This window comes from Thiohalocapsa sp. ML1 (genome assembly GCF_001469165.1).
In the GTDB taxonomy this organism is placed as follows: Bacteria; Pseudomonadota; Gammaproteobacteria; order Chromatiales; family Chromatiaceae; genus Thiohalocapsa.
Genome location: NZ_JABX01000024.1, coordinates 44,030 through 70,818, shown reverse-complemented (window position 1 = coordinate 70,818; position 26,789 = coordinate 44,030). Strand labels below are relative to the sequence as shown.

20 protein-coding genes are annotated in these 26,789 nt (G+C 69.9%); 10 read left to right on the top strand and 10 right to left on the bottom strand.

What is annotated here, in order from left to right; translation table 11 throughout:
• Nucleotides 1–48: 48 nt before the first annotated feature.
• The 8 genes from ML01_RS15895 to ML01_RS15860 all read right to left on the bottom strand — a co-directional run bounded on the left by ML01_RS15895 (nt 49) and on the right by ML01_RS15860 (nt 7,138).
• Nucleotides 49–852: a phage baseplate assembly protein V gene (locus tag ML01_RS15895; RefSeq protein WP_058556385.1), complete on the bottom strand. Its 804-nt coding sequence runs from the start codon at nt 850–852 to the stop codon at nt 49–51.
• Complete coding sequence (locus tag ML01_RS15890; RefSeq protein ID WP_058556384.1) at nt 849–1,793, bottom strand: hypothetical protein; 945 nt, start codon at nt 1,791–1,793, stop codon at nt 849–851. The genes ML01_RS15895 and ML01_RS15890 overlap by 4 nt, the downstream gene beginning before the upstream one ends.
• Before the next feature lie 6 nt (nt 1,794–1,799).
• Nucleotides 1,800–2,396, bottom strand: coding sequence for a hypothetical protein (locus ML01_RS15885; protein WP_058556383.1), 597 nt, complete (start codon nt 2,394–2,396; stop codon nt 1,800–1,802).
• A gap of 78 nt (nt 2,397–2,474) precedes the next feature.
• A complete protein-coding gene (locus ML01_RS28860) occupies nt 2,475–3,110 on the bottom strand; it encodes a hypothetical protein (RefSeq protein WP_058556382.1) in 636 nt (211 codons plus the stop codon).
• 46 nt (nt 3,111–3,156) lie between these two features.
• Nucleotides 3,157–4,308: a hypothetical protein gene (locus tag ML01_RS15875; protein ID WP_058556381.1), complete on the bottom strand. Its 1,152-nt coding sequence runs from the start codon at nt 4,306–4,308 to the stop codon at nt 3,157–3,159.
• Complete coding sequence (locus tag ML01_RS15870; protein ID WP_058556380.1) at nt 4,301–5,149, bottom strand: hypothetical protein; 849 nt, start codon at nt 5,147–5,149, stop codon at nt 4,301–4,303. The genes ML01_RS15875 and ML01_RS15870 overlap by 8 nt, the downstream gene beginning before the upstream one ends.
• Before the next feature lie 99 nt (nt 5,150–5,248).
• Nucleotides 5,249–5,632 carry a hypothetical protein gene (locus ML01_RS15865; RefSeq protein ID WP_058556379.1) on the bottom strand — a complete coding sequence of 128 codons (384 nt, stop codon included), beginning with the start codon at nt 5,630–5,632 and terminating at the stop codon, nt 5,249–5,251.
• A gap of 81 nt (nt 5,633–5,713) precedes the next feature.
• The gene (locus ML01_RS15860) at nt 5,714–7,138 is read right to left on the bottom strand and encodes a phage tail sheath subtilisin-like domain-containing protein (protein WP_058556378.1); all 1,425 of its coding nucleotides are present in this window, start codon (nt 7,136–7,138) and stop codon (nt 5,714–5,716) included.
• Between the two features lie 695 nt (nt 7,139–7,833).
• Between ML01_RS15860 and ML01_RS15855 the strand changes: the two genes are divergently transcribed.
• The 8 genes from ML01_RS15855 to ML01_RS15820 all read left to right on the top strand — a co-directional run bounded on the left by ML01_RS15855 (nt 7,834) and on the right by ML01_RS15820 (nt 20,349).
• Nucleotides 7,834–8,394: a transposase gene (locus tag ML01_RS15855; RefSeq protein WP_058556377.1), complete on the top strand. Its 561-nt coding sequence runs from the start codon at nt 7,834–7,836 to the stop codon at nt 8,392–8,394.
• 703 nt (nt 8,395–9,097) lie between these two features.
• Complete coding sequence (locus ML01_RS15850; RefSeq protein WP_058556376.1) at nt 9,098–11,317, top strand: TRAP transporter fused permease subunit; 2,220 nt, start codon at nt 9,098–9,100, stop codon at nt 11,315–11,317.
• Entirely contained in the window at nt 11,314–11,751 is a 438-nt protein-coding gene (locus ML01_RS15845) for a universal stress protein (protein ID WP_058556375.1), read from the top strand. Before ML01_RS15850 ends, ML01_RS15845 begins: the two co-directional genes overlap by 4 nt.
• A 132-nt stretch (nt 11,752–11,883) precedes the next feature.
• Nucleotides 11,884–12,885: a TAXI family TRAP transporter solute-binding subunit gene (locus ML01_RS15840; protein ID WP_058556374.1), complete on the top strand. Its 1,002-nt coding sequence runs from the start codon at nt 11,884–11,886 to the stop codon at nt 12,883–12,885.
• A 325-nt stretch (nt 12,886–13,210) separates the two neighbouring features.
• A complete protein-coding gene (locus tag ML01_RS15835; protein ID WP_162268033.1) occupies nt 13,211–14,323 on the top strand; it encodes an AAA family ATPase in 1,113 nt (370 codons plus the stop codon).
• 169 nt (nt 14,324–14,492) lie between these two features.
• Nucleotides 14,493–14,885 carry a hypothetical protein gene (locus ML01_RS15830; protein ID WP_058556372.1) on the top strand — a complete coding sequence of 131 codons (393 nt, stop codon included), beginning with the start codon at nt 14,493–14,495 and terminating at the stop codon, nt 14,883–14,885.
• A gap of 126 nt (nt 14,886–15,011) precedes the next feature.
• Complete coding sequence (locus tag ML01_RS15825) at nt 15,012–16,007, top strand: hypothetical protein (protein ID WP_156427763.1); 996 nt, start codon at nt 15,012–15,014, stop codon at nt 16,005–16,007.
• 1,183 nt (nt 16,008–17,190) lie between these two features.
• Nucleotides 17,191–20,349: a hypothetical protein gene (locus tag ML01_RS15820; RefSeq protein ID WP_305825882.1), complete on the top strand. Its 3,159-nt coding sequence runs from the start codon at nt 17,191–17,193 to the stop codon at nt 20,347–20,349.
• A gap of 548 nt (nt 20,350–20,897) precedes the next feature.
• On the opposite strand, the gene ML01_RS15815 is transcribed toward ML01_RS15820, so the two are convergent.
• Both ML01_RS15815 and ML01_RS15810 read right to left on the bottom strand, forming a co-directional pair.
• Entirely contained in the window at nt 20,898–22,742 is a 1,845-nt protein-coding gene (locus tag ML01_RS15815) for a sodium:solute symporter family protein (RefSeq protein ID WP_058556370.1), read from the bottom strand.
• 15 nt (nt 22,743–22,757) lie between these two features.
• Nucleotides 22,758–23,012, bottom strand: coding sequence for a DUF4212 domain-containing protein (locus ML01_RS15810; RefSeq protein ID WP_058556369.1), 255 nt, complete (start codon nt 23,010–23,012; stop codon nt 22,758–22,760).
• Nucleotides 23,013–23,408: 396 nt separating this feature from the next.
• Here ML01_RS15810 and thrC point away from each other — a divergent pair, with 396 nt between their 5' ends.
• Both thrC and ML01_RS15800 read left to right on the top strand, forming a co-directional pair.
• Entirely contained in the window at nt 23,409–24,791 is a 1,383-nt protein-coding gene (gene thrC / locus ML01_RS15805; RefSeq protein WP_058556368.1) for a threonine synthase, read from the top strand.
• A gap of 168 nt (nt 24,792–24,959) precedes the next feature.
• Nucleotides 24,960–26,711: an alpha-isopropylmalate synthase regulatory domain-containing protein gene (locus ML01_RS15800; protein WP_082674342.1), complete on the top strand. Its 1,752-nt coding sequence runs from the start codon at nt 24,960–24,962 to the stop codon at nt 26,709–26,711.
• Nucleotides 26,712–26,789 lie beyond the last annotated feature (78 nt).

The following is a 26,789-nucleotide window of genomic DNA, read 5'->3' as shown; positions in this document are numbered from 1 at the left end:
CGCGTTGGATGGGGTCGGTGCGGGGGCCGGTCGGGACCGGGCGCAGGGTCAGTTGATATCGACCTTCGCGCCGGTGAGCTTGGCGTTGCCGCCGGCGCCGAGATCGAGGTTGGCGCCGGCCTTCAGCGTAACGTTGCCGCCGGCCTCCAGGGTCAGGTCGCCGTCGGCGGCGATGGTCAGGTTGCCGTCGTCGCCGAGGCGCACGCTGGCGCCGCCAGCGGCGAGCCGGGTGCTGCCGTCCTCGGCGTCGAGCAGCACGCGCCGCGCGCCGTGGCTGAGCTCGATGCGGCCGTCGGCGACGACGACGCGGACGTCGTCCGCCAGCAACACCTCCAGGCGGCGGCCGTCGGCGGCGCTCGCGCGCAGATCGATGCGCTCGGCGGGCGGGGCGTCCGGCGGCAGCAGGCAGCACAGCGCCTCGGGGCCGAAGTCGGGCGCGCGCAGTTGGTCGTCGTAGAGCCGGCCGACGATGACCGGGCGCTGCGGGTCGCCGCCGACGAACTGGAGCAGCACCACGTCGCCCGCGCGCGGGGTCGCGACGCTGCCGCGGTGGCCGGTGCAGATCGGCACATGGCGGAAGCGGGCGTCCGGGCGGCCGTGCAGGTGCAGGCTGCAGTCGTAGTTGGCCGGGCCGTCGTCGCCGGCCTTGTGGCGCACCGCGTCCACCACGGCCAGCGCGGAGCCGGGGCGGGCGTCGAGCTCGTGGCGGATCAGCGCACGCAGCAGCGCCAGCAGATCGCCCGGGGCCTGCTGGGCCGTCGGTGCCGCAGGCAGGGTGTCTGCCGCAGCCGCAGCATCGGTGCCGGCGACGGGCGCCGGGGCGGCGCGGAACGGGAACGGGGCGCTGCTCATGGGCCGAGTCGCCACAGCCGCAGGTCCAGCCGCAGGCCGTGCACGCCGTCGGAGCGCAGCCCGAGCGCGCCGACGCGCGCCGGGCCGTTGACACCGGCGAGCCCGGCGACGGTGACCACTTGATGCAGATCCAGCGCCAGTACCTCCGCCAGCGTGAGATCCAGGTGCGCGGCGGACTCCGCGAGCCGCTGCGAGCGCCCCTGCTGCGCCCGCTCGGCGTCGGCGAGGCCGGTGATGGCGGCATCGGCGAGCCGGCAGGCGGCCTCGGCGGGCCCCGCGGCGGGCGGCTCGCGCACCGGCCAGCGCTCGGTGCCCGGGCCGGCGCTGCCGAGCGCGCCGGCGCCCACCACGCGCGCGGCGGGCGGCGTGCCGGCCTGCTCGGCGGCCAGACGCGCGGTGGCGCGGGCGGCGTCCAGCACCAGCGCGCCCGGGGCGGGCAGCGGCGGGCGCATCTGCAGGCGGCCGTCGGCATCGGTCCAGCAATCGCAGCCGGAGAGCTCGGCGAGCTGCAGGCAGTGCGCCAGCGGCGAGCGCTCGCGCAGCATCGTGAACTGGGGCAGGGCGGCGCCGGGGGCCAGGTCGCCCACCGGCACGTCCGCGGCGGCGGCCAGCTCGCGCACGACGGCATCGGCGGTGGTGGCCTCCCAGCTCGCGTCGCGGTGGCCGCCGGCCAGCGCGCGGGCGGGCTCCTGGCAGTCGAGCAGCGTGCCCGTGGGCCCGCGGCTCACCGCGTGCACATAGCCGCTGAAGACGCGCTGCACGGCGTGCGCCCCGCTCGCGTCGCAGCGCACCGCGGCGCCGCGCGCCGGCACGGCCACGCCGGGCGGCAGTAGCAGCAGGGCGCCGCCCACCGGCCAGTTGAGCCGGCGCTCGATGCGGCAGGCGATGACCGGCAGCGGGTCCACCGGCCCGTCGCAGCCAACCACAAGGCGCGGCCCCATACCGGCTCAGCCGCTGCGCGCCCGGCTCAGCATCTGCAGCGCGCCCGTGGCGTAGGCGGTGAAGATGGTGGTCGCGCCCACCGCCATCAGCAGGGCGATGGCGTCTTCGATGGGCCCGATGAGGTCGTCCGCGTCTGCTTTGGTGTTCGCCACCGAGTTGATGATGCCCTCGATGGCGGGGATGAAGCCGAGCTTGTTCGGGTCGTCGTAGCGCCCCGCGTTTTCGGTGTTGAGCTTGTTCCAGGCGTCGATGCGCTCCTGCACGTTGCCGCCGATGGAGGAGACCGTTGTGAGCTGCTCATTGATCCAGGCGATGGCCTCGTCGAGCGCCGCGGTCACGGCGTCGGTGCCGGGGACGCCCTCGAGCAGCTTGGTCATGTTGGTCGTGATGTCGCTGTCGATGGGGGCAATGGTCATGGCGCTGGCGATCTGGGCCGCGTGTGCCGCCGGGTCCGCCACCTCGGTGGCGGGAAAGACCGTCGCCGGGACGAAGGCATTGGGCGTGTCGCCGCCAAGGACCCGCACCAGCTCGTCGATGGCGGGCAGGACGTCGTTCTTGAGCTTGGCGGGCAGGGCGTCTCTGAGCTCGGTACCGGTGGTCATGAAGTGCTCCTTGATCTGGGCTTGGTTGGCGGGTGTCGTCGGGAGGGGCGTTGGGGAGGATCTGTTCGCGGTGACCGGTCAGCCGGACCAGCCGCCCACGGCGATCAGGTCGCCGGCGGCGCCGAGCAGCGGCGCCAGGGCTTGGGCGCCGGCGATGACGTCGGCGATCTCGTCGATGGCCTCGAGGCCCGCCTGCACGGCCCGGGATGCCGCGGCGGCGCGGTCGCCGAGCTCGCCCACCAGGGCGCCGGCGTCGGCCAGGGCGGCGGCATCGGCGGCGGCGCCGAGTGCGTCCAGAAAGCCGGCATCGAAGCCGCCCACCTGCGGCGGCGGCGGCTCGACGTACTGCACGCAGGCCAGCTCGTAATGGAAGCAGTCCTGCACGCCGGCCTGCTGCGCGACCCGCAGCTCGCCGATCAGCACCTGCTCCACCTGCGCGGCGATGGCCGCCGATGCCGTGAAGTCCAGCGGCGCGCCGGCGGCGGCCGCCGCGCGCAGGGCCGCAAGCACGGCGCCGGGGGCGGCGTCGGGGTCCGCGGCGGTGCCGTGATCGAGCCCGCGGATGCGAATCTCCACCGCGGCGCTGCCGAGATCCTGCACCAGGTCGCCATCCCAGCCCGGGATGGGGTGGCGGGCGAGCTTGCGCCGCTCGCGGACGACGAGCTCGGTGACCGTGCCCAGCTCCAGTTCGCCCAACACCACCGCTTCGCTCATGCCGGTGCCCTCAGCGTTCCCAGCAGCGTTCCCATCAGCGTTCCCATCAGCGTTCCCACAAGCAGATGCCGTGCAGCTCGGCCTCGCGGCGCAGCAGCGCGAGCAATTGCCCGCGCAGCGCGCCGAGCTCGTCGCCGGCGGCGCCGCTGACGCAGAGGGCTTGGTCGAGCGCGGCCGGGCCGGGCTCGGCGCGCGCCGCGGGCGGCCAGGCGAGCGCCGTGCCCGTCGGTGCGGGCGCGGCGGCTGTCGGTGCCGGGCCGGGCGCTGCCGTGGCCGACTGCCCCGGCAGTTGCCGGGCTCTGAGCGCGCGCCGCGCCAGTGCCGCGGCCTGGAGCTGCGTGAGTGCGCCCGGCACGCCGGCCGGCCCGGCGGCGCCGGGCGCTGCCGGATGTCCGTGGCCGGCGGCGGGATGCGGGTTGGCCGCGGTCTCGGCGGCGTCGGCGTGAAGGGGAGCTGCGACCGGGTAGGCTGCGCCGCCTGCGGCCGGGGCTGGCCGGCCGGGGGTGAGCCGCGGCGCCGGGGTCGGCGACGGCGCGCTCGGTGCGATGGGGCCGCCATCCGGCGCAATGCGGGCTCCGCGCTGGAGCCTGAGCCCTTCGGGCGCCGTGAGCGGGCTGGGCTGTGCGCCGGCGTCCGGCCGCTGCGGCGCTCGCCCGGTTGGCGGCCGGCCCGGGCCGGGGTCCGGGCGATGCGCAACGGTGCTGCGTGCGAGCGCGACGCCGGCCGCGTGCAGCGCCGCCGCGAGCCGGTCGGCGGCGGGCGCGGGCGGGGCGGCGGTGTCATGCAGGGCCACGCGCTGCTGCACGGCGCCGGGCAGCGGCAGACGGACCGGCTCGGGCTGATCTGGGGCGAGCGCCTGTATCGCGATGGCCGCCGCCGGGGCGTCCGCGGCGCGCTCGGTGCGCGGCGCGGCCGGCGCTGCCGCGTCGGCGCGGACGCCGGCAGCCGCCGGCATGGCGCTGCCGGGCGGGGCCGCGGCGGCGATGGCGTGCGCCAGGTCCGACGCGGCCGGGTCGGTGCCGTCGGCGTCGTGCTGCGCGACGCCGCCGCCGAGCCGGCGGGCGCGCTCGGCGAGCCGCGGCAGCAGCAGCAGCGTGAGCCCGCGTGTCGTGCGCGCCGGCAGCGCGCCGCCGCGGCGGCGGACCCGCACGGCGGCGCCGATCTGCGGCCGGCCCCCGGTGTCGGCGTGCTCAGGCATCGCGCACCAGGATGCGGGTGACGTCCGCTAAGTTGTCGGCGTCGCTGCCGGGCGCGGGCCGGGCGGCGGCGCTGTCGAGCAGCCGCTGGGCCAGCAGCAGCCGGTGCAACTGGGCCGCGGGCAGGGCCTCCGCCTGCGCGGGCGTCCAGCCGAACACGCGGCAGCACTCGGCCAGGTCCAGGTCCGGGTGCGCGAGCCCCGCGTCGGCGCAGCGACGCAGCACCTCGGCCTCGTCGGCGGCGGGCTCGTTGAGCTGTTGCAAGGCGCCGGTAACGGCCTCGCCGAGCGGGATGGGCCAGGCGTCGATGGCCTCGGCGGTGAGCGGGCCGTCGGCGTCCGGCACCGGCCGCGCGCAGCAGAGTACCTGGGCGCGCTCGAAGCGGGCGTGGTCGATGTCCACGTCCGCGCCGCGCAGCCGCAGGCAGGCGCGCAGCACCCGGGCGCGCTCGCCGAAGGTCCAGGGGCAGAGCAGCAGGGGCGCGATGCCGTTGCCGCCGAGCAGCAGGCCGCGCGGGTCCGGCCGGGTGTGCAGGGCGAGCGCCCGGCGCTGCTCCGCCAGCGCCGCCAGCGCCAGCTCGGCCAGGGTGTCCGCGCCGGCCGCGGGCAGCTCGGCGATGGCCGCCGGCGTCAGGGGCAGCCAGGTGTCGGTGTCGGCGCGCGCCGTTGCGGGGCCGGCGGCTTGGCCCGGGTGCGCGACGCGCACGCAGGCCCGCAGCCAGGCGCCGAGCAGGCGCTGGGCATCGGCGCCGTCGCCGGCCTCGTCGAGCAGGTCGAGCCAGCGCCCCCAGGCGGGCAGCTCGACCCGGCAGTGGCGACCGTCGGCGGTGGTGATGGCGTCCATGGTGCCGGGCTCGTGGTTGCGCGGGGGCGATGACGGGGGCGATGACGGGGGCATGGGCGGTGTTGGTCCGGGGGGCGCGCGGGCGCCGCAGCGGACGGCTCAGCCGGCGACGGCCGTGGCGCTGAACTCGTACAGGGTCTCGGCGACGTTGCCGGCGCCCATCACGTGGCTCTTGCCGTGCAGGTAGCACTCGTTGAAAGACAGCTCGCTCAGCACCTCGTCGCCGGCGTCGTTGACGGAGACGAAGATCTGGAACGGCGCCTGGCTCGTCAGCAGCGCGTCCAGGCGCTCGCTGAGGGAGCGGATGCGCAGCGAGCCGGTGACGCTGGTGGTGCCGAACACGACGCCGATGCGGTTGCGGGCGCCGATGGCGGCGACGTCGGCATAGGGCGTCTGGCTCTTGTAGGCGATCTCCTGCAGCCCTTCCACGGGCTCGCCGTCCACCAGGACATTGGCACGGTTGGCGGAGAGGATCTTCGGCATCGGCGGGCTCCGGTGATGCGGATCGGGTTAAGGCCGGTCTGTGCGCCAGGGCGCCAGGGCGCGAGGTCGCGGGCGTCCGCGTCAGGTGGCCTGCACCAGCACGGTGGCGCTGATGTAGTCGATGGCGCGGACCGGGCGCACGGCGATGTGCACCCGCACCACGCCCTGGCTGAAGTCGCTGGGGCTCGACTCCACGTCTACCTGGTAGGGCGGGGTGTCGCCCATGGGCACCAGCGCGCCGAGCTGGGCCATGTTGTCCATGGCGCTGATCAGGAGCTGCTTCAGCGCCAGGCGCTGGGCCTGGGTATTGAGTCGGCCGATGAAGTCCTGGGCGATGTTCTGCACATGCCGCACGGCGCGGTCGGCGATGCGCCGGACGCTGACCTGATCGTTGTCGGTGGTGATGCCGCGCACCATCGCGATGCCGCGCCGGGGCACCCGGTCCACGGGCATGACGCCGGCCTGGAGCAGTTTCTCGAGGTCGGGGTCGGAGAAGTCGAAGCTCAGCTCGACCACGCCGCGCAGGCTCTTGAAGGTGGGGCTCTCGAAATAGTCCAGCGCCGCGACCCGCCCGGCGACGGCGCCCAGGTAGCCGTGCGGGGCCACGAGCACGAAGCGGTCCGACACCAGCGTGCCGGCCATCTCGGCGACGGCGGCCATGTTCGGGCGATTGCGGCCGTGCGCCGGGATCTCGCCGAAGCCGATGCGGTTGCGGGCGATGGCGCTCATGTGCTCGCAATGGCTGATGACGCGGCTGTAGATGGCGGTGGCGATGCGTGCATCCGGGGCGCGTTGGGAGACCGTCACCAGGTCGATGCCGGGCTGGGTTTCCAGCCGCGCCAGGCCGGCGCCGAAGGCGTCGATGGCCGCCTCGGTGCCGCCGTTGAGCACCAGCCGACGGCTGCCGTCGCTGTCCACCACGGGCGTGAGCGTGCTGCCGACGGGCGGGTACATCGACCCCGGCTCCGGCAGACCCGGGAAGTACAACAGCCGCGAGCTGCGGTTGACGGCGTAGGCGAAGAAGGCCGGCTCGTGCCGATCGGCGGAGAGGTTGCGCAGCGGCGGCTCGGCGGGCTCGCCGTCGAGCAGGGTCTGCACGTCGATGATGGGCGCGCCGCCGTTGCCGCGCACGGCAATGGCGAGCCCGATGCGGTTGCCGGCGGGGCCGTTGCACCTGGCCTGGACGACGGCCTCGCTGCCGGTGCCGTCGGCGGCGCGCACCTGCATGGCGGCGACAGCGGGGCGGCCCTGGCCCTTCGGCAGCCCGGCGCAGATGACCTCGCGCACGCCGTTCTGAAACGCCAGCGGCACCTCCGGCATGGCCGTCAGGGTGCCGGCACCGAAGTGCTCCGCAAAGGCCTGCAGGCTCGCGAAGCCCTGCAGGGGCTCCGCGGAGCGGTCGATCTCGGTATGGCCGACGATGCCGAGGATGCCGGTGGCACCCGCGCGGCGCGGAACCAGCTCCTTGATGACGCGAATCTCGACGCCGGGAACGACCAAGGCCATAGCCGCTGCTCCTGTGGTGACTGGGCGGTTGGTGACTGGGACGGTCCTAGAGCGGGTGTCGGCGATGTCCCGAGCGGGCGATGGGAAAGACACCCAGTGCGGGCGGGGTTATACGCCCGAGTTGTCGGCGGGGTCAATGCGCCTGCTCGAAACGGATCTGAACAGCTCGGAGCGCCGGCCTTTCCAGCCGGCCACTGGGACCGCCGGCTTTCCAGCCGGCTACTGGGAGCGCCGGCTTTCCAGCCGGCTACTGGGAGCGCCGGCTTTCCAGCCGGCTACTGGGAGCGCCGGCTTTCCAGCCGGCTACTGGGAGCGCCGGCTTTCCAGCCGGCTTTCGCGCGCCGGGGGCTCAATGCCCCCGGCGCGCGATCCCGGGGTGTGATGCAGGCACTGCGGCCGATGATGAGACGACCGCGCCGCAGACGCCGCCGGCGCGGCATCGAGCCGCGCCGACGGCGAGCCGGCTGGAAAGCCGGCGGTCCCAGTGGCCGCGCCGACGGCGAGCCGGCTGGAAAGCCGGCGGTCCCGGTGGCCGCGCCGGCGGCGTCCGCCGTGCGCCCGCCCCGGCGGTGGCCGCGGTACCATGCACCACGCACCGCAGATCACGCAGCGGGGCATCGAGCCTGCCGGCGCGCGAGGCCGGCTGGAAAGCAGGCGATCCCGGTTCAGCACCGGAATGATAGGGAGCGAACCCGATGACAGAGCCCAAGGGCTGGCACTCCCGCGGCTATCCGCCCCATCTGGATCAGCCCGGGCTGGTCCAGTTCGTGACCTTCCACTTGGGCGACTCCCTGCCGGCTGCGGCACTGCGCTGGATTTGCGCCGAAACCCCGGACGACGACGCGGAGCGCTATCGCCGCATCGAGCGCTACCTGGACGCGGGCCACGGCGCCTGCTGGCTGCGCCGCCCGGAGATCGCAACCCTGGTGCAGAACGCCCTGCTGCACTTCGACGGGACGCGCTACCGCCTGTTGGCTTGGGTGGTCATGCCCAATCACGTGCACGCGCTGATCGAGACCGTGTCGGGCTTCCCGCTCCCCGGGGTCCTGCAGTCCTGGAAAGGCTTCACGGCCCGCGAGGCAAACGCCCAGCTCGGCCGCACGGGTGCTTTCTGGCACCGGGACTACTACGACCGCTACATCCGTGACGATGCCCACCTGGCCGCGGTGGTGCGCTACATCGAGCAGAATCCCGTCAAGGCCCGGCTCGTCGAGCGCGCCCAAGATTGGCCCTTCGGCAGCGCCGGCCATCGCTGAAACCCACCGGGCCCCGGCCACTGGGAGCGCCGGCTTTCCAGCCGGCCACTGGGACCGCCGGCTTTCCAGCCGGCTACTGGGAGCGCCGGCTTTCCAGCCGGCTACTGGGAGCGCCGGCTTTCCAGCCGGCTTTCGCGCGCCGGGGGCTCAATGCCCCCGGCGCGCGATCCGCAAAGCGAGACGCGCAGCACTGCGTCCGGTGGTTAGACGAGCGTGTCGCAGACTCCGCCGGCGGGCCGGCTGAAAGCCGGCAGTCCCGGTGGCCGCGCCGCCGGCGGGCCGGCTGAAAGCCGGCAGTCCCGGTGGCCGCGCCGGCGGCGGGCCGGCTGAAAGCCGGCGGTCCCAGTGAGCCGCGCCGACGGCGGGCCGGCTGGAAAGCCGGCGGTCCCAGTGAGCCGCGCCGACGGCGGGCCGGCTGGAAAGCCGGCGGTCCCAGTGAGCCGCGCCGGCGGCGGGCCGGCTGAAAGCCGGCGGTCCCAGTGAGGCGCGGCGCCCGCGGTGCCGATGATCCAGGAATCCTTGCTTCCCTTCGCGCCTCTGCGCCTCTGCGCGAGCCTCTTCATTACCGCATCGCAAACCGGTGATTCGGCTATCCTTGCCAAAAATCAGGCCGGAGCTTCCCCGCAGCCGGCCGGCGATCGCATGTGCATCGGCCTTGGCGGGCGCGACGCACCGCGAGCTTCGCTGATCGACAGGAGCGCACATGACCGAGCCTGATATGTCTCTCGCGTCGCTCGACGAGCAGGACCGCAAGAAGGTCCAGGAGCTGATGCAGAAGGACGCCCGCGCCGAGCGCCGGCTGGCCGGGCCATGGCGCTGGCTGACGGCGCTGCTCGGTGCCGCCATGGTGCTGATCTACTTCTACGGCGCCGGCGTGCAGGCGCTGGAGACGCAGTACCACCTCGGCGTCTACGTGCTCATCACCTTTGTGATGATCTTCATCCTGTACCCGGCCGGCAGCCGCCTGGCCCTGTTCTGGATGTCGCTGATCGCGGCCGGGCTGCTCGCCGTGCTGGCCAGCAGCTATCTGGTGTTCGACTCGCCGACGGCCTTCTACGACCAGATCACGCTGTTCCGCGAGACCTGGGAGTACGACGGCCTCGCCGCCGCCTGGGCCAACGACTTCGGCGACCTGCGCATTACCCTGCTGCTGGTCGTCCCATTGGCTCTGGTGCTGGTGCCGCTGGACCTCTGGCTGGCGCGCCGCTTCCCGCAGGCACCGACCCCGAGCGACGTGCTCATGGCAATCGCCATCGCCGTGGCGGTGCTGTACTGGATCAGCCAGTTTGCCGCGCTGAACTACCGCGCCGGGGCCGAGAACCAGCTCGACAAGCTGATCAGCATCGTCGGCCTGCTGCTGTCGCTCGAGGTCTGCCGCCGGGTACTGGGCTGGTCCATCACCCTGATCGGGATCGGCATGCTGTGCTTCGGCCTGTTCGGGCCCTACCTGCCCGAGCTGTTCGCGCATCGCGGCTTCAGCGTGGAGCGCCTGGCCACGGCGCTGTTCATCACCACCAACGGCGTGTTCGGGGTCATGGCCAGCGTGCTGGCGACCTACGTGATCCTGTTCATCTTCTTCGGTGCCTTCCTGCAGAAGTCCGGCGCCGGGCGCTTCTTCATCGACCTGCCGCTGGCGCTGACCGGGCGCTCCACCGGCGGCCCGGCCAAGGTGGCGGTCATGTCCTCGGCCCTGTTCGGGTCGGTGTCGGGCAGCGCCATCGCCAACACGGTCTCGTCCGGCGCCTTCACCATTCCGATGATGAAGCGCGCCGGTTTCAAGCCGCACGTGGCCGGGGCGATCGAGCCGGCGGCATCGATCGGCGGCATGTTCCTGCCGCCGATCATGGGCGCCGGCGGCTTCCTGATGGCCGAGCTGACCGGCACCCCCTACGCGCAGATCATGCTGCTGTCGGTGGGGCCCGCGATGCTGTACTTCCTCGCGGTGTTCTTCATGGTCCACTTCGAGGCCAAAAAGGCCGGCCTGGTCGGCATCCCGGGCGAGGAGATACCGCATTGGCGCCCGGTGCTGCGCCAGGGTTGGTACTACGCCCTGCCGCTGGTGATCATCACGGCGCTGATGCTGATGGGTCGTTCGCCCGGCAACGCGGCGTTCTGGGCAACGCTGTCGTGCATCGCGGTGAGCTGGGTCAATCGCGAAACCCGCATGGGCCCGCGCGCGATCTGGGGGGCGATCCAGCTCGGTGCGCGCAACACCCTGGTGATCGGCGCCACGGTCGGCGTGATCGGGGTCATCGTCGGCGTCATCTCGCTGACCGGCATGGGGCTCAAGTTCTCCGACCTGATCATCTCGATGGCCGGCGGCAACCTGCTGCTGGCCCTGGTCCTGATCGCAATCGCCTCGCTGGTGCTGGGCATGGGGGTGCCGGTCACCGCCTCCTACCTGATCGTCGCGGTGCTGGCGGTGCCGGCGCTGGGCGAGTTCGGCGTGGCGGCGATCGCGGCGCACATGATCGTCTACTGGCTGTCGCAGGACTCCAACATCACACCGCCGGTGTGCGTCGCGGCCTATGCCGGCGCGGCCATCGCCGGCTCCGACCCGTGGAAGACCGGCTGGACCGCGTTCCGCTTCGCGAAGATGCTCTACGTGATGCCGCTCCTGTTCGCCTACGTGCCGGCGATCCTGCTCGACGGCACGCCGTTTGAGATCTTCTCCGCCTTCATGTCGGCGACCCTGGGTACCATCGCCTTCGGCGCCTTCGCCATGGGCTTTTTGCGCCGGCGCACGCTGATGCACGAGTGGGCGATACTTGGCGCGGCCACCTTCCTGCTGTACTGGCCGACCCTGGTCACCGACGTCGCCGGCCTGGCCCTGGTCGCCCTGGTCTGGTGGCTGCAGCGGGACGTGCGGCCGGGCGCGACGGCGGCCGCTGCCAGAACCCCCGAGACGGGAGGGATGGGATGAGCGAGATCAAAACCATTCTGTTCGCCACCGACTACTCTGCCGGGTCCGAGCGCGCCTGCACCACGGCGCGGACCCTGGCACAGGCCTGCGGCGCGCGGCTGGTGGTGCTGCACGTGGTCAACCAGTTCACCGACCCGCAGGCCCGCTACCTGTCGGCCGAGGTCATCGACTCGCTGATCCGCGAGGTCGAGACGCACGCGGTCGATGAGATGCGGCGTTTCGCCAAGCGCAACTTCGACGGCCTGGACTACGAGACCGAGGTCCAGATGGGGCGCGCCAGCGAGGAGATCCTGCGCTGCGCCGACAAGGTCAAGGCCGATCTGATCGTGATGGGCACGCAAGGCCGCGCCGGCCTGGAGAAACTGTTCGTCGGCTCGACCGCGGAGAAGATCTTGCGCAAGTCCAGGATTCCGGTATTGACGGTGCGCGATTGAGCACATGATGAGCGCATGAACAGCGGGGGCCCGTCGGCCACGCGAAGAACGCGGCACCCGCGCCGGGGCCGCAGAATAACGGCGGAGAGCAACGGCAGAGAGCAACGGCAGAGAGCAAGAGAGGCAACAACCATGGCACGCAGCACCCTGTTCAGACTACCGGCCGCGCTCGGCGGCTTCGCCGCGGCCGCGCTGGCCGCGCTGACCATCGGCACCAGCCCCATCGCAGAGGCCCAGACCCAGCGCCTGGCCTTCTCCGGCGGGCCGGACGGCGGCACCTTCCAGTATTTCAGCAACGGCATCGCCACCCTGCTGTCGCGCAACGTCGAGGGCGTCGATGTCTCCAACATGGCCTCGGCCGGATCGGTGGAGAACCTGCGCCGGGTCAACTCGCGTGACGCCGACTTCGGCATCGTCTACTCGGGCGACCTGTTCTTGGGTATGAACGGCCAACTGACCAACGACACCAACAAGTACCGCAACGTGCACGTGGTGTCCTACCTGTACGGCGCCCCGGCGCACCTGCTGGTGCGCGAGGACTCCGGCATCACCGAGGTGGCCGAGCTGGCCGGCAAGCAGGTCGCGGTCGGGCCGGCCGGTTCCGGCGCCGCCGCCTCGGCGCAGCGCTTCTTCGAGAGCCTAGGACTGTGGGACAAGATCAAGCCGCAGTTCATCGGCTACACCCAGGGCGCCTCGGCCATCGGTGACCGCCAGATCGACGCGCTTTGGGTCTTCGCGGGCTTCCCCAATGCCTCGGTAATCCAGGCCACCACCAGCAACAAGATGCGCCTGCTCCAGGTCCACGAGGCCGCCAAGCAGGGCACCTTGGCGACCGACCATCCCTACTATGCCCCGGTCACGATCCCGGCCGGCACCTACCCTGGCATCGACTACGACGTGGTCACGGTGCAGGACTCGGCGCTTTGGGTCGCCGGGCGCCATGTCGGGGAGGACGACATGCACCGCTTCGTCAGCACTATCTACTCCGATGACGGCCTGAAGTTCATGCACTCGGTGTCCAAGGCGGCCGAGGCGATGACCGTCGAATCGGCGATGACCGGCGTGGTCACCCCGGTGCACAAGGGCGCTGCCAGGTTCTGGACCGAGCAGGGCGTCGAGGTGCCGTCCAACTGACAGACATCGAGAACCCGGTCGACTGTCTTCGGTATCTGCTCACCCGGTCGGAACGCATGTTCCGGCCGCATGATCTCGCTGCCGCCCGGATGCCGACATGGGCGTCGCATTGCCGGGATGTCGCAGCCCGCAAGAGGCCGCCGGAGCCCGAGCCCTGTTCGCCGCCATGGACAACGCCCGCAATCTGCGTGCGGCGGACCGATTGAGCCGCGATCAAGCGCATGAGCGCTGAGGCCTTCGTCGACACCAACGTCTTGCTCTATGCGGCCTCCGACGATGACGGCGAGGCGGCTAAGCGCGAGCGTGCGGCTTGGAGATCATCCCCGTGCTGACCAGAATCTATGCCAACAATTTCCGTTGCCTGGTGGCCTTCGAGATCAAGCTCGACGCCTTCTGCGTCCTGTGCGGTCCCAACGGCGCGGGCAAAAGCGCCGTGTTCGATTCCGTCGCGATGCTACGCGATCTCGCAACCGGCGAGGCCCTGCTTGGCGGTGAGGGACCGCGGGACATCCGCCAACTGGACCTGACCGCCTGGCTGGACAGCAGCGTGCAGGAATTCGAGATCGACGTGAGAACGTCTGGCCATACGCTGAGCTACGTGGTGCACATGGAGCAGGTCACGCGCGAGCACAAACCCCGCATTATTCACGAGCAGGCCACCTGCGACGGGCGAATCCTTTACACACGCGATCTCGAAGGGGTGTCGTTCACGCGGCCGGACGGCAGCAAGACCGGCTTCCCTCTCGACTGGCGGCAAGCGGCCTTGGGCGCCATTCAGCCCGCCGGCAGCCGGCGCGAGATCGAGCTGCTGCAACAAGCGCTCGCATCGATGGTCGTCATTAAGCCGAGCCCACTGCTCATGGCCGGGGAAAGCAAGTCCGAGAGCTCTACGCCCATCGGTCATATGGAGAATCTGCTCTCCTGGTACCGCCACCTGTACAAGGATCAGGAATGGGCAGACTCGCTGCGCGAGTCCCTGCAAGACGTGTGGCCGGACTTCAGGTTCTTTCGCTTGGTCGACGTCGGGCTCGACACCAAAGCCCTGTCGCTGCGGTTCGACATGCCGGGGCGCAAGGGTGACGACTCACTGCTGTTTCACCAGCTCTCCGACGGCGAGCGGCAGCTCATCGGCCTCTACATGATCCGTGCGGCACTCGACACCGGTGCCGTGGAGACGGTGCTCATCGACGAGCCCGACAACTACGTCGGCCTGCCCGAGCTTCAGCCCTGGGTGCTCGCGCTGAAGGAACTGCTCGACGATGAGCATCAGGCCATCCTGATCTCGCACCACCCCGAGATCCTTGGCAGCGGCGACGAAAGCCAGGGACGCTATCTCTGGCGCGACAACCACGCATCGCCGACGCGCAGCGGCCCGCTCAAGATACCGGCCGGCCTGAGCGCGGCCGAGGCGGTCGCCCGAGGCTGGGTCGATGGCTAAGCGAACCCGGATTGTCTGTCTCCATGAGGGTGAAAAGGGGCGGAGCATTGACCCGGTGTTCATCACCCGTTTGCTCAACACGCTCAAACCGAGCTGGATTCGGCCATGGAAGGGGAGCAACATCGTCAGAACAGTGGATTGCGGTGGACGCACGAGCCTAATTGCCCGCATGCCCACGGAGCTCAAGGCCGTGCTCGCGCAAGGCGGCGACACCACCCTCATGGTCTGGGCCGATGTCGATGACGACCCGCCCACGCCCGTGGCGTTGCGCACGCTGTTTCACGCGCAGGCCAAAGCGGAGGGCATGTCCGAAGAGCAGTTCGACCAGGTGGTTTTCATCTTCGCCCGGGATCGCCTGGAGAACTGGATCGAGTTTCTGAACACCGGCGTTACGGACGAAGACCGCGAAGGTCCGCGCGTCAACAACCGTGAGGCGGCCGATGCGGCCAAGCGGCTTGCCGCCCGCTGCCGGCAGGAGCAGCCCGGCCCGCCGCTGCCGCGGTCGCTGCAATGGTCCTGCCTGAACTGGAAGGCACTGGCGAAGCGCATGAGCGCGGAGTGACCACGCGGCGAGCGCGAGGTGAAGAAGGCACTGCGCAGCACGCTGTTCAGGTGCAAGCTGCATGGGGACGCGGAGCTATTCGAGAAGGCCTACGGTTACATGCGGCGGTATTAATGATTGCTTGCCATGCCTACACGCAAACCCGCAACCCGCCTGAGCATTCGTTACCAGTCGGAAGACTTCGGCCCGTCGTGGGGTATTCTCGCCTCGGGGGATCTAGGGGTGACATGGGATGATCTGGTCCACGCTGCAATCACTGTCGGCCGTCCGAACCGGCAGTATGTGTTCCAGTACGGAGCATCTTCGCTCTACGAACTTCTGTTCCGTTTGTCACTAGTCCGCATGGCTCTGGAGCAGCGCACTGAGCACTCCTGTCGGTTCTGTCGCACGGAGGCATTTGCGGCGCTGGACCCCACTGAGAAGGGTGCGATCAGCTACTTCCTTGGCATTGTACTGTGCAAGCTCTTCGCGGAAGAACTCCTGGATACGCCTTGGCTGCTGCACTTGGATGTATTCAGAGACCAACTCAAAGCAGAGTTGTCACAACGCTCGCGCCCGGATTTGATCGGCCAACGCCAAGACACGGGGGCCTGGATCGGTTTCGAATGCAAAGGGCGGTCCAACCCGCCGGATGCTGCCGTCAAGGACCGGGCGAAAGAGCAGGCCACGAGACTCATCAGCGTTGGTGGGACACCGTGCAGTCTGCACATCGGGACTATCGCCTATTTCCGCGGCGACGAGTTGGAGTTCTGCTGGCTGGACCCGCCCGCGGATTCCGCCGGCGACATTGAAGTGCCATTCACCGACGACGTATGGCGCGCGTACTACCAACCCATCCGTGAGGTCCTGGTGAGTAGCGACCCTGATTGGCTGGCCAACATCTCAGATCCAGCGGGTACGCGGGATGGGAGGGATGGCCGAGGCGTGCGCATCGAAGCGGCGGACTTCTCGCTGGGTCTGCATCCGAAGATCGCCCCTTTGCTTGCACGAGGTGAATGGGCCGAAGCCAAGCGAACCGCGGACAGCCTAGCTAACGTGCTCAAGGAGGAAGGCTACTACCTGGACGGCTTGCGGGTGGTTGTCGGGGAGAGTTGGTTTAAGCCCTTCTCAGTACCGTTATAGCGACGTTCTCTCAAGAACCTAGGAGCGCGAGGTCGTCGTTGGCTTGGTATCCGGGTTCGTCCTGTTCCCAGCCAAAGTATAAGAATGTTCTCTCGTACCGGGGGTGGCCTCGAAATGACGTCGAAACCCGTTGCGATGCGGCGAGAAAAGGCTCGCGCAGAAGGACGATAAGAAGAAGCTCGCGCAGAGACGCAGAGACGCAGAGACGCAGAGACGCAAAGGAAGAAAGAGGATTGGTCGATGTTTTCACCGCGCGTCTCTTCTCCTTCTCTCCTTCTCTGCGCCTTTGCGTCTCTGCGCGAGATACCTTTTTCTTTTGTCGTCTGCGCGACATGGCACCATCTGCTGGACATTATGCGGAACCCGCACTCGCGCGCGCGGAGGTCCTCCCGTGGGAGCGGCTTTAGCCGCGACGCTGCGTGAGCGGGAAGCAAGAGCGCGGCTAACGGCCATGGCGGCTAGCGCCACCCCGCAAGATGAAAGGCGCTGCTCGCCATGGCCGTTTCCCTCACCCCGGCCCTCTCCCAGAGGGAGAGCGAGATTAAGGAGCGCGCCGCGCGCGACTTTCATGGTAAAGCCGCCCCCACAGTTCGCGCTTGTACCGAGGCTCTGAGACCCGGAAAGAATTCGCAGCAGATCTCGCGCAAAGGCGCCAAGTCGCAAAGAAGAGGACGCGAAGTCTTCATTGTCCGGGCCCCGATGCCGTTGCACTGGCGGCAGAGCCGCCGGACGCGGCGCCGAGCCGGAGACCCGGCGCCAGTCCGAATGCCGTTATCTTTTCGCCGTGCCTGTTAGCGCATCGGGGCGCAGAGCGCCCGCAGACGCGCGACACCGCTGGAGCGGTGTCGCGAGTGGGAGGGTCGGGGGGCCAGGGACGACGCGACTCGCCATGGGCGCAATATTCACCTAGCGAGGCAGAGCCTCAGACCGACCAGGGCACGCCGCCTCGTCTTGCGCAGCCCGCGCGTCGGCGCATTGAACCAAGGACCAAGGGCCAAGGGCCGAGGCGGGCTCCCTTGGCCCTCGGCCCTCGGCCCTTTTGCCTGCAAGCGCCTTGTCGTCGTGAAACTTGACTCATCTGCAAGCATTCGGCGCCGTCAAGCAATCTAGCCGTTTGCTCGGCCTTTGGTTAGGGTTGACGGACCAGCCCACAACCTGCTGCCCCGCCAGGCACGCGCACGCCATGCCCAGCCAGACCAGCCCCCGGACGAGCCGCCCGTTCGGCCCTTGGATGCATGCCCGCATCGCCCCTGCGCGTTGCCGGCCGTTGTCGTCGCGTCCGTTGCGCGCCGCCATCGCCGCGCTCGCCGTCGCGCTGCTGTTCGCGGCCCAGCCCTCCGCGGCCCTGGAACAGGACGGCCGTTGCAAGGCGGCGCACCCACAGCCGGTGGTGCCGTCGGACCCGGCCCTGTGCGCGTCGCTGGCGGAGCCGGTGCGTGCCCCGGGCGCGCTGCCGCTGGACCGGTACGAGGCCGTCCTGAACGACTTCCTGGGCAACTGGTGCCATCGCGACGCGGGTGCCGGTTGGGTGCGGGACAAGCGGGTGCGCGACACCGGCCCCTTCATCGCCACCCGCGCGGACGGCGAGGGCGGCGCCTGGTCCGGCCAGGCCCATGGCACGCACGGCGCGGTGGTGATCTGGTACTCGAAGGAGATGGTGGACTGGCTGATGATCAATCGGCCCGAGTCCGGCGCGGCGCCGGCGCCGGCGCCGGAACAGCCGGTGCCGGACGGCGCGATGATGATCAAGGAGATGTACGCCGCACCGGCGAGCCGCTGCGCGGACGTGGACCCCGAGCATCTGGTCCCCGAGAGCGGCGCCGCGGTGATGGTCCGCGCCAACGGTGCGGCCAACGACGGCTGGTTCTGGGGCTGGTACGGCTGGGGCAAGGACTCCGGCTGGAGCCCGGACTGGCCCGCGGCCGGCAACAACAACCGCCTGCCGTATATGGGCTTCGGTCAGTACTGCATGAACTGCCATGCCTCGGCCCGGGCGAACCTGACCTTTGCGAGCCTCGACAACCTCCAGGGCTTCGACGGCGAGCCGATCGCCTACCTGGTGCAGGACTGGTTCGAGCGGCAGCGCTTCGACGCGACGGCGGGGCGAGCACACCCGAGCGCCCCCGTGCCGCATCACCTGGCGCTGACCGACGACAGCGACGACTCGCTGCCGCTCGGTGCCCCGCGGGCGGCGGCGGATGCCGCGCTTGCCGACATGCTGCCGGGCCTGGCCACGGGCCGCGGCGGGGCGGCGCTCGGCGCCATCGCGCTGGCCGACATTGCGCTGCCGTCGCAGACCTACGACAACGTCTGGATGCCGGCGGGCGGTCCGGGCCTGCACGCGATGTATCTCACTAGCGACCAGTGCTTGGGTTGCCACGACGCCGGCGGCACCGGCCTGCAGTTCGACATGACCGAGCCGGACCCGACCTCCGCGAAGCTCCTGAACCTCTCGCCCTACGCCACCTGGCGCAGCTCGCCGATGGGCCTCGCCGGTCGCGACCCGGTGTTCTTCGCCCAGCTCGCGAGTGAGACCCAGCGCTTCCACCCGGAGCAGGCCGACCTGGTGCAGACCACCTGCCTCGGCTGTCACGGCATCCTGGGGCAGCGCCAGTGGCAAATCGACCAGCCCAAGGACGCGGCCGGCGGCTGCGCCGTGTTCGACGCGAGCCTGGTCAACGCCCGGCCCTACCCGGACGACAACCGGACGGCCCGCCACGCGAGCTACGGCGCCCTTGCGCGCGACGGCATCTCCTGCATGGCCTGCCATCACATGGTGCTGGGCGAGCAGGCGACGGCGCAGTACGCCGGCGAGCCCCAGAACGATTGCGTGCGCGAGCGCCAAGCGCTGCTGAACCCGGACGAGACCGGCTTTGCGAAGACCTTCACCGGCAGCTTCCTGGTGGGGCCGCCGGATGAGCTCTACGGCCCCTTCCCGGGGCCGCTGCCGAAGCCGATGCAGCACGCGCTCGGCATCACGCCCAAGCACAACGACGTTATCGCCTCCTCCGAGGTCTGCGGCACCTGCCACACGGTGCACCTGCCCATCTTCCGGCGCGGCGAGCTGCTGGGGCACACCTACGAGCAGACCACCTACCCGGAGTGGGCCTTCAGCGCGTATCGCACCGGCGAAAGCCCGGACGGCCCGCTGCCGCTCGGCCCGGGCGAGCTGGCCGCATCCTGCCAGGACTGCCACATGCCGGCGACGGCCCCGGACGGGCGGCCCTACCGCAGCAAGATCGCCGGCATCCAGGAGCAGAGCAGCTTCCCGGCCACCGATAATACCCTGCCCGCCGCGGACATCGACCTGCCCGAGCGCGACGGCTTCGCGCTGCACACCCTGGTGGGGCTGAACGTGTTCTTGGTGGAGATGTTCCAGCAGTTCCCGGACGTGCTCGGCATGCGCACCCAGGACCCGATGCTGGTGACTAAGGGGGTCGACCCCTTGCAGCGCACCGAGCAGGCGATGCTGGACCAGGCCTCCGCGGCGACGGCGAAGCTGGCGGTGCTGTCCACGCGCCTCGCGGACGGCAAGCTCACCGCCGAGGTCGAGGTGGAGAACCTCGCCGGGCACAAGCTCCCGTCCGGGGTCGGCTTCCGGCGCGCCTTCATCGGCTTCGAGGTGCTGGACGCGGCCGGCACGGTGCTCTGGGCCTCCGGGCGCACCAACGGTGCCGGCGTCATCGTGGATGCATCGGGCCAGCCCGTCACCGGCGAGCTCTGGTGGACCGACGATTGCAGCGCCCGCATCGCCCCGGAACGGCGCGAGCACCAGCCCCATTACCAGGTCATCGACGCGGAGGATCAGGTGCAGATCTACCAGGAGCTGGTGAGCACCCCGCCGGCCGCGGGGCCGGCGCGCTGCGGCCACGCCGCCGCGCCCGCGGGCGAGCTCACCACGAGCTTCCTGTCCATCTGCGCCGAGGTGAAGGACAACCGCATCCTGCCCCACGGCTACCTCGATCTCGACGCGCGCAAGGCGATCGCCGCCGCGCTGGGGGCGGGGCCGGACCTGGCCGAGGATGCCGGCTCTACCGGCGTCGGCGACGACCCGGACTACCGGCTCGGCGGCCTGGATGCCCTGCGCTACGAGGTCGCGCTGGACGGCCTCGCCGGCACCCCCGCCGGCGTGCGGGCGACGCTCTACTTCCAGGCTGTGCCGCCGTTCTTTTTGCAGGACCGCTTCTGCACCGCCGAGGGCACCGACACCGAGCGGCTGCGCTACCTGACGGCAAAGCTGAACCTCGCCGGCACGCGCGCGGCGGATTGGAAGCTGGAAGTGGTCAGCACCGGCGTCGTGCCCTTGGCCGGCGGGCAGGCGGCCAAGGGGCCGGCGGAGTAGGTCGGCGCAGGCCCGACGGGGCCGGGTCGGAGCTGCGTACCCGGCCGGAATGTCGTTGTCGTAATCGTCGTCGCCATCGAATCTCCGCACGATCGAGAACGAGATCGACCGGCGACGGCTTCGGCGCGGTTGCGCCTTGCTGCCCCGGGGCAGCATTTCGAGGGGGCGGCAGAGCCGCGAAGAGGCGTACCGAAGCAGAGCCTCGGCACGAGAGAAACACAACGACCTGAGCCCGTCTCGGGCCGTTGGGGGCGGGTCCACTCGCGACACCGCTCCAGCGGTGTCGCGCGTCCGCGGGCGCTCTGCGCCCCGGTGCGCTGAGAGACGATGACTCGGGCTTGGTCGCGTCGCATCGGGATCGGGATCGGGATCGGGATCGGGATCGGGACCGGGATCGCAATCGGGATCGGCTTCGGCATCGCGATCGGGATTGGGGTCGGCGCAATCGACCGCGCGACATCGAGCTCCGCGACACCGCCACGCACGCAAAAAAAAGCCCCGCGGCTGCGGGGCTTCAAGTCACGGGCTAAGTTGTCGGAGCGCCGGGCTCAGTGGCCGGTGGCCTCGCCCGCGCCACGTGGCACGCGCACGTCTTCCACCAGGTGCTGGATGTGATCCGGCGGCGGGGCGGTGACGGCGGCGACGATGAAGGCGACGATGAAGTTCACCAGCGCACCGACGGCACCGAAGGCGTTCGGCGAGATGCCGAAGAACCAGTCCTTGCCCATGCCCCATTCGGGCATCAGGAACTCGGTGCCCCGCACGAAGAAGATGCCGAAGTGCTGGAACACATACAGCAGCGTCACCGTGATGCCGGCGATCATGCCCGCGATGGCGCCCGTGTTGTTCATCTTCTTCATGAAGATGCCCATCATCAGCGCCGGGAAGATGCTCGACGCAGCGAGGCCGAAGGCGATGGCCACGGTGCCGGCCGCGAAGCCCGGCGGATGGAGCCCGAGCCAGCCGGCGAGCAGGATTGCGAAGATCATCGCCACGCGGCCCGCGTTAAGCTCGGCCTTCTCCGAGATGCTCGGCATGAAGACGCCCTTCAGCAGGTCATGCGAGATGGCCGAGCTGATGGCGAGCAACAGACCGGCCGCCGTGGACAATGCCGCCGCGAGACCGCCTGCGACGATGAGCGCGATGACCCAGTTGGGCAGGCCCGCGATCTCCGGGTTGGCGAGCACCATGATGTCTAGGTCGGGTCCGGGCTTCAGCGTGCCGCCGGCTTGGTGGAAGATCTCGCTGCCCTCCCAGCCCAACTCCTCGGCCTGGGCTTGCGCCGCCGGGTTGGTGTCGTCGTAGTACTGCACCTTGCCGTCGTCGTTGAGGTCCTGCCAAGCCAGCAGTCCGGTGTCCTGCCAGTTCTTGAACCACTCGGGCAGCGCCTCGTAGTCCGCCGGCTGGAAGCCCGCAAGCCCCTCCTCGGTGCTGCCCGGCTGCTGGGTCATCAGGGTGTCGGTGAAGTTGAGCCGCGCCATGGCGCCGACCGCCGGAGCGGTGGTGTACAGGATGGCGATGAAGACCAGCGCCCAGCCGGCCGAGTAGCGCGCATCAGCAACCTTCGGCACCGTGAAGAAGCGGATGATGACGTGCGGCAGGCCCGCCGTGCCGATCATCAGCGACAGTGTGTACGCGAACATGTTCAGCGTACTGCCCATGACCTGCGTGGTGTATTCCTTAAAGCCGAGCTCCGTCACGACCTGATCAAGCCTGCCGAGCAGCGAGATGGTGCCGTCCGCCGGTGCATAACCCGAGCCGAGGCCAAGCTGCGGGATCGGGTTGCCGGTGAGGTTCAGGGAGATGAAGATGGCCGGGATCGTGTAGGCCATGATCAGCACCACGTACTGCGCGATCTGCGTGTAGGTGATGCCCTTCATGCCGCCAAGCACGGCATAGACGGCGACGATGGCCATGCCGATGTAGAGACCCGTGTCATAGGGGATCTCAAGGAAGCGCGAGAAGGCGACGCCGATGCCCTTCATCTGGCCGATAACATAGGTAATCGACGCCAGAATCAAGCAGATAACGGCAACGATGCGCGCCGTCTGCGAGTAGTAGCGGTCACCGATGAACTCCGGCACCGTGAACTTGCCGAACTTGCGCAGGTACGGGGCCAGCAGCAGCGCCAGCAGCACGTAGCCGCCGGTCCAGCCCATCAGAAACACGGAGGCGCCGTAGCCCTGGAAGGCGATCATGCCCGCCATGGAGATGAACGAGGCGGCGGACATCCAGTCCGCGGCGGTGGCCATGCCGTTGGCCACGGGATGGATGCCCTTGCCCGCGACGTAGAACTCGCCCGTGGTGCCGGCACGCGCCCAAACGGCGATGATGATGTAGAGCAGGAAGGTGCTGCCGACGACCGCGTAGGTCCAGATATCGAGATTAGTCATGAGGCTTGCTCCCGATTACTCGTGGACGTCGAATTTCTTGTCCAGCCGGTTCATGGCCCCGGCATAGACGAAGATCAGAATCAGAAACGCGTAGATCGAGCCCTGTTGCGCAAACCAGAAGCCGAGCGGATAGCCGCCGAGCATGATGGTGTTGAGCTGCTCGACCAGCAAAATGCCAAAGCCGTAGGAGACGATGAACCAAAGGATCAGCAGAATGGCCAGTAGCCGGACATTCGCCTTCCAATAGTCGGCGCGTTTTTCGGGTGTCACCGTTGTTGTCCCTCCCTCTGAGACTGGAATGGTTGGTGATGGGCGGGGATGCCGTGGTGGCGCACCGACGCGGTCGCGCCCGTGCGCGGGGCTGGCCGGCGCTACCCCTCAGCGGTTGTTGTTGTCGGCGATGACCGTGCCCTGTGCGGGGTCATCGCCGCCGCGGCATTGTGTTGCTCTAACTCATGAAGTGTCAACGGCAAGCATCTGTGTCGGAAACCTCCTCAAGCCAATATTCACGATAGTTTTGGTGGGAGAAGGCCGCCGTGGTGGCTGCCGGCCCCAGCCCGCGCGGCGCTTCCGGTTGCGCTGCGGGTGGCTTTTTCCTTAACTTGCTGGGTTTGCGGGCGCGCGCGGCGGGGGGCGGCGCGCGTCAGCCCAACTGTGAGAACCACGATGCACTACATCAGCACCCGCGGCGGGGTTGCGCCGGTGGGCTTTGCCGACGCCGTGATGATGGGCTTGGGCACCGACGGCGGCCTGCTGGTTCCGGCGGCGCTGCCGGAGTTGGACGCGGCGACGCTCCGCGACTGGGCCGCGCTCCCGTTCCAGGCGCTGGCGCTTGCCGTGCTGACGCCCTTCGTCGGCGACGAGATACCGCGCGATGACCTCGCCGGGCTCATTGAGCGCTCTTATGCCGGCTTCGCGCACCCGGAGGTGACGCCGCTCAAGGAGGCCGCCGGGCGCACCTATCTGGAGCTGTTCCACGGCCCGACGGCCGCGTTCAAGGATGTGGCGCTGCAACTGCTCGGCAACGTGTTCGAGTACCTGCTCGCGCGCGACGGCGGCACACTCAATATTCTGGGTGCCACGTCCGGCGATACGGGCTCCGCGGCCATCTACGGTGTGCGCGGCAAGCCCCGCATCAACATCTTCATCCTGCACCCGCAGGGCCGCGTGTCGCCGGTGCAGGAGCGGCAGATGACGACGGTGCTGGACGCGAACGTCCACAACATCGCCGTGCGCGGCACCTTCGACGACTGCCAGCACCTGGTGAAAGCGCTGTTTCGGGACCTGCCGTTTAAGGATCGGCATCATCTCGGCGCCGTCAACTCCATCAACTGGCTGCGTATCCTGGCGCAGACGGTGTATTACTTCCACGCCTGGGGCCGGATCAGCGGCGGTGACCCTGCACGCAAGGTCAGCTTTGCGGTGCCGACGGGGAATTTCGGCGATGTGTTCGCGGGCTGGCTCGCCCGGCGCATGGGGCTGCCCATCGACCGGCTCGTCATCGCGACCAACCGCAACGACATCCTCACGCGGTTCGTGGCCACCGGCGAATACGCCAAGGGCGAGGTCTTCCAGACCCTGAGCCCGGCGATGGACATCCAGGTGGCGTCGAACTTCGAGCGTTATCTGTACTTTCTGCTGGGCGAGGACCCCGCCGCCGTGCGCGAGAAGCTCGGCGATCTGGACCGGACCGGCAGCCTCCGCGTCGATGCGGCACAGCTCCGGCAGGTGCAGGCGGACTTCGGTGCCGCGGCCGTGAGCGATGCGGAGACGCTCGCGCAGATTCGCAGCACTTATGCTGCGAGCGGTTATATCCTCTGCCCGCACACCGCGGTGGGTGCTGCGGCCTCGGCGGATGCACCCGACACCGTCGTGCTCGCCACCGCGCACCCCGCCAAGTTCGTCGATGCCGTGCGCGAGGCCATCGGCCGCGAGGCGCCGCCGCCGCCATCGCTGCAAGGGCTCATGGACAAGCCGGTGCGCTGCGCGGAGCTCGACGCGAGCGAGGCTGCGCTGCGGGCGCACATCGACGCGACCTTGGGCGGGTAGGCGGCACGGACGCGGCGACTGCGTCGTCAGGCCATCCTGGCCTGACCGGATCAGGGCGCCAAGCCCTGGCTACGCGACCACGACAACGACCACGAGCGCAGGCTTCGGCCGTCTGCGTCGATGCGACACCAACCTTCAACTCCGCCGCCAAAACAACATCCGCACAGCATGACCGACCAGCAAGACCGCATCCTCATCCTCGACACCACGCTGCGCGACGGCGAGCAGACCCAAGGCGTGTCCTTCTCGCCGGACGAGAAGGCGCAGATCGCCCAGGCGCTGCTGGAGCTGATCCGCGTGGACCGCATCGAGGTGGCCTCGGCCCGCGTCTCCCGCGGCGAGCAGGCGGCCGTGGCGCGCATCATCGACTGGGCGCGGGGCAGGGGGCTCGACGGGCGCGTGGAGGTGCTCGGCTTCGTCGATGACGGCAAGAGCATCGACTGGATCGGCGCCGCCGGCGGCAGCGTCATGAACTTGCTGGCCAAGGGCAGCCGCAAGCACTGCGAGACCCAGTTGCGCAAGACGCTGGAGGGCCACGCCGAGGACGTGCGCCGCAACGTGGCGCTCGCTCGCGAGCGCGGGCTCGCGGTGAATCTGTACCTGGAGGACTGGTCCAACGGCTATGCCGACGATTCGGGCTATGTTTATGCGCTGATGGAGCGGCTGCGGGACGCCGGCGTCGGCCACTTCATGTTGCCCGATACGCTCGGCGTCATGACGCCGGAGCGGGTCTTCACCGGCGTCATGGACATGATCCGGCGCTTTCCGGACTGCCGCTTCGACTTCCATCCGCACAACGACTACGGGCTTGCCACGGCCAACGTCGTCGCCGCCGCGCAGGCCGGCGCCGCCGCCGTGCATTGCACCGTGAACTGCCTGGGCGAGCGCGCCGGCAACGCGTCGCTGGCGGAGGTCGCCGTCAATCTGCGCGACCAGCTCGGCATGGATCTGCGCATCCAGGAGCAGCACCTCGCCCGCGTCAGCGAGCTGGTGCAGTACTTCTCCGGCAAGCGCATCGCCGACAACGCGCCGATTGTCGGCGAGGACGTGTTCACGCAGACCGCCGGCATCCACGCCGATGGCGACCACAAGGGCAGCCTGTACGTGACCCGGGTGTCGCCCGAGCGCTTCGGCCGCCGGCGCATCTATGCGCTCGGCAAGCTCGCGGGCAAGGCGTCGCTGGCCAAGAACCTGGAGCGGCTCGGCCTGACCCTGTCCGAGGAGCAGCAGCGCAAGGTGCTCGCGCGCATCGTCGAGCTCGGGGACTCGAAAAAGCGCATCACCTTCGAGGACCTACCCTTCATCATCGCCGAGGTGCTGGACCAGGGCGACTACCAGCACGCGGAGCTCATTGCCTGCAATGTCTCATCCAGCCTGGGCCTGGAGTCCACCGCGAGCCTCAAGCTCAAGCTCCAGGACCGCGTGCACACCGCCGCCGGCAGCGGCACCGGCGGCTTCGACGCCTTCAACAAGGCGCTCGGCGTCATCACGGAGCGCGAGGGTCTGACCCTGCCGCGGCTCGTGGACTACGAGGTGCGCATCCCCAAGGGCGGTCGCACCGATGCGCTGGTGGAATGCACCATCACCTGGGCGCACCGCGGCAGCCCCGGCGCGCCGCCGCCCGGACCGGCCACCGCGCCCGGCAGTGAGGCCCCCGGCTACCCGCAAGGGCAGGTCCCGGAGCTCGGCAAGCTCGCCGGCCGCTATGTCGCCGGCAAGCCCCAGGGCGAGTTCAAGACCCGCGGCGTGCACGCGAACCAGGTCTTCGCGTCCATCGGCGCCACCATGCGCATGCTGAACCTCGTCGTCCACTGGTCGCTGCAGGCCGCCGATCTACCCACCGACAGCGATGCCGACACCCAAGCGCCGAGCCCCCACCCGGACGCCACCGACCGGCAGCCGGCCCAGCGGGTTGCCTGACACAGGCGCGCCGTCGCGCCGATTCACCCAGCGTGCGTCGGCACAACCAGCGCCCCGGGGCAGCGGTCCGCGGCCTCG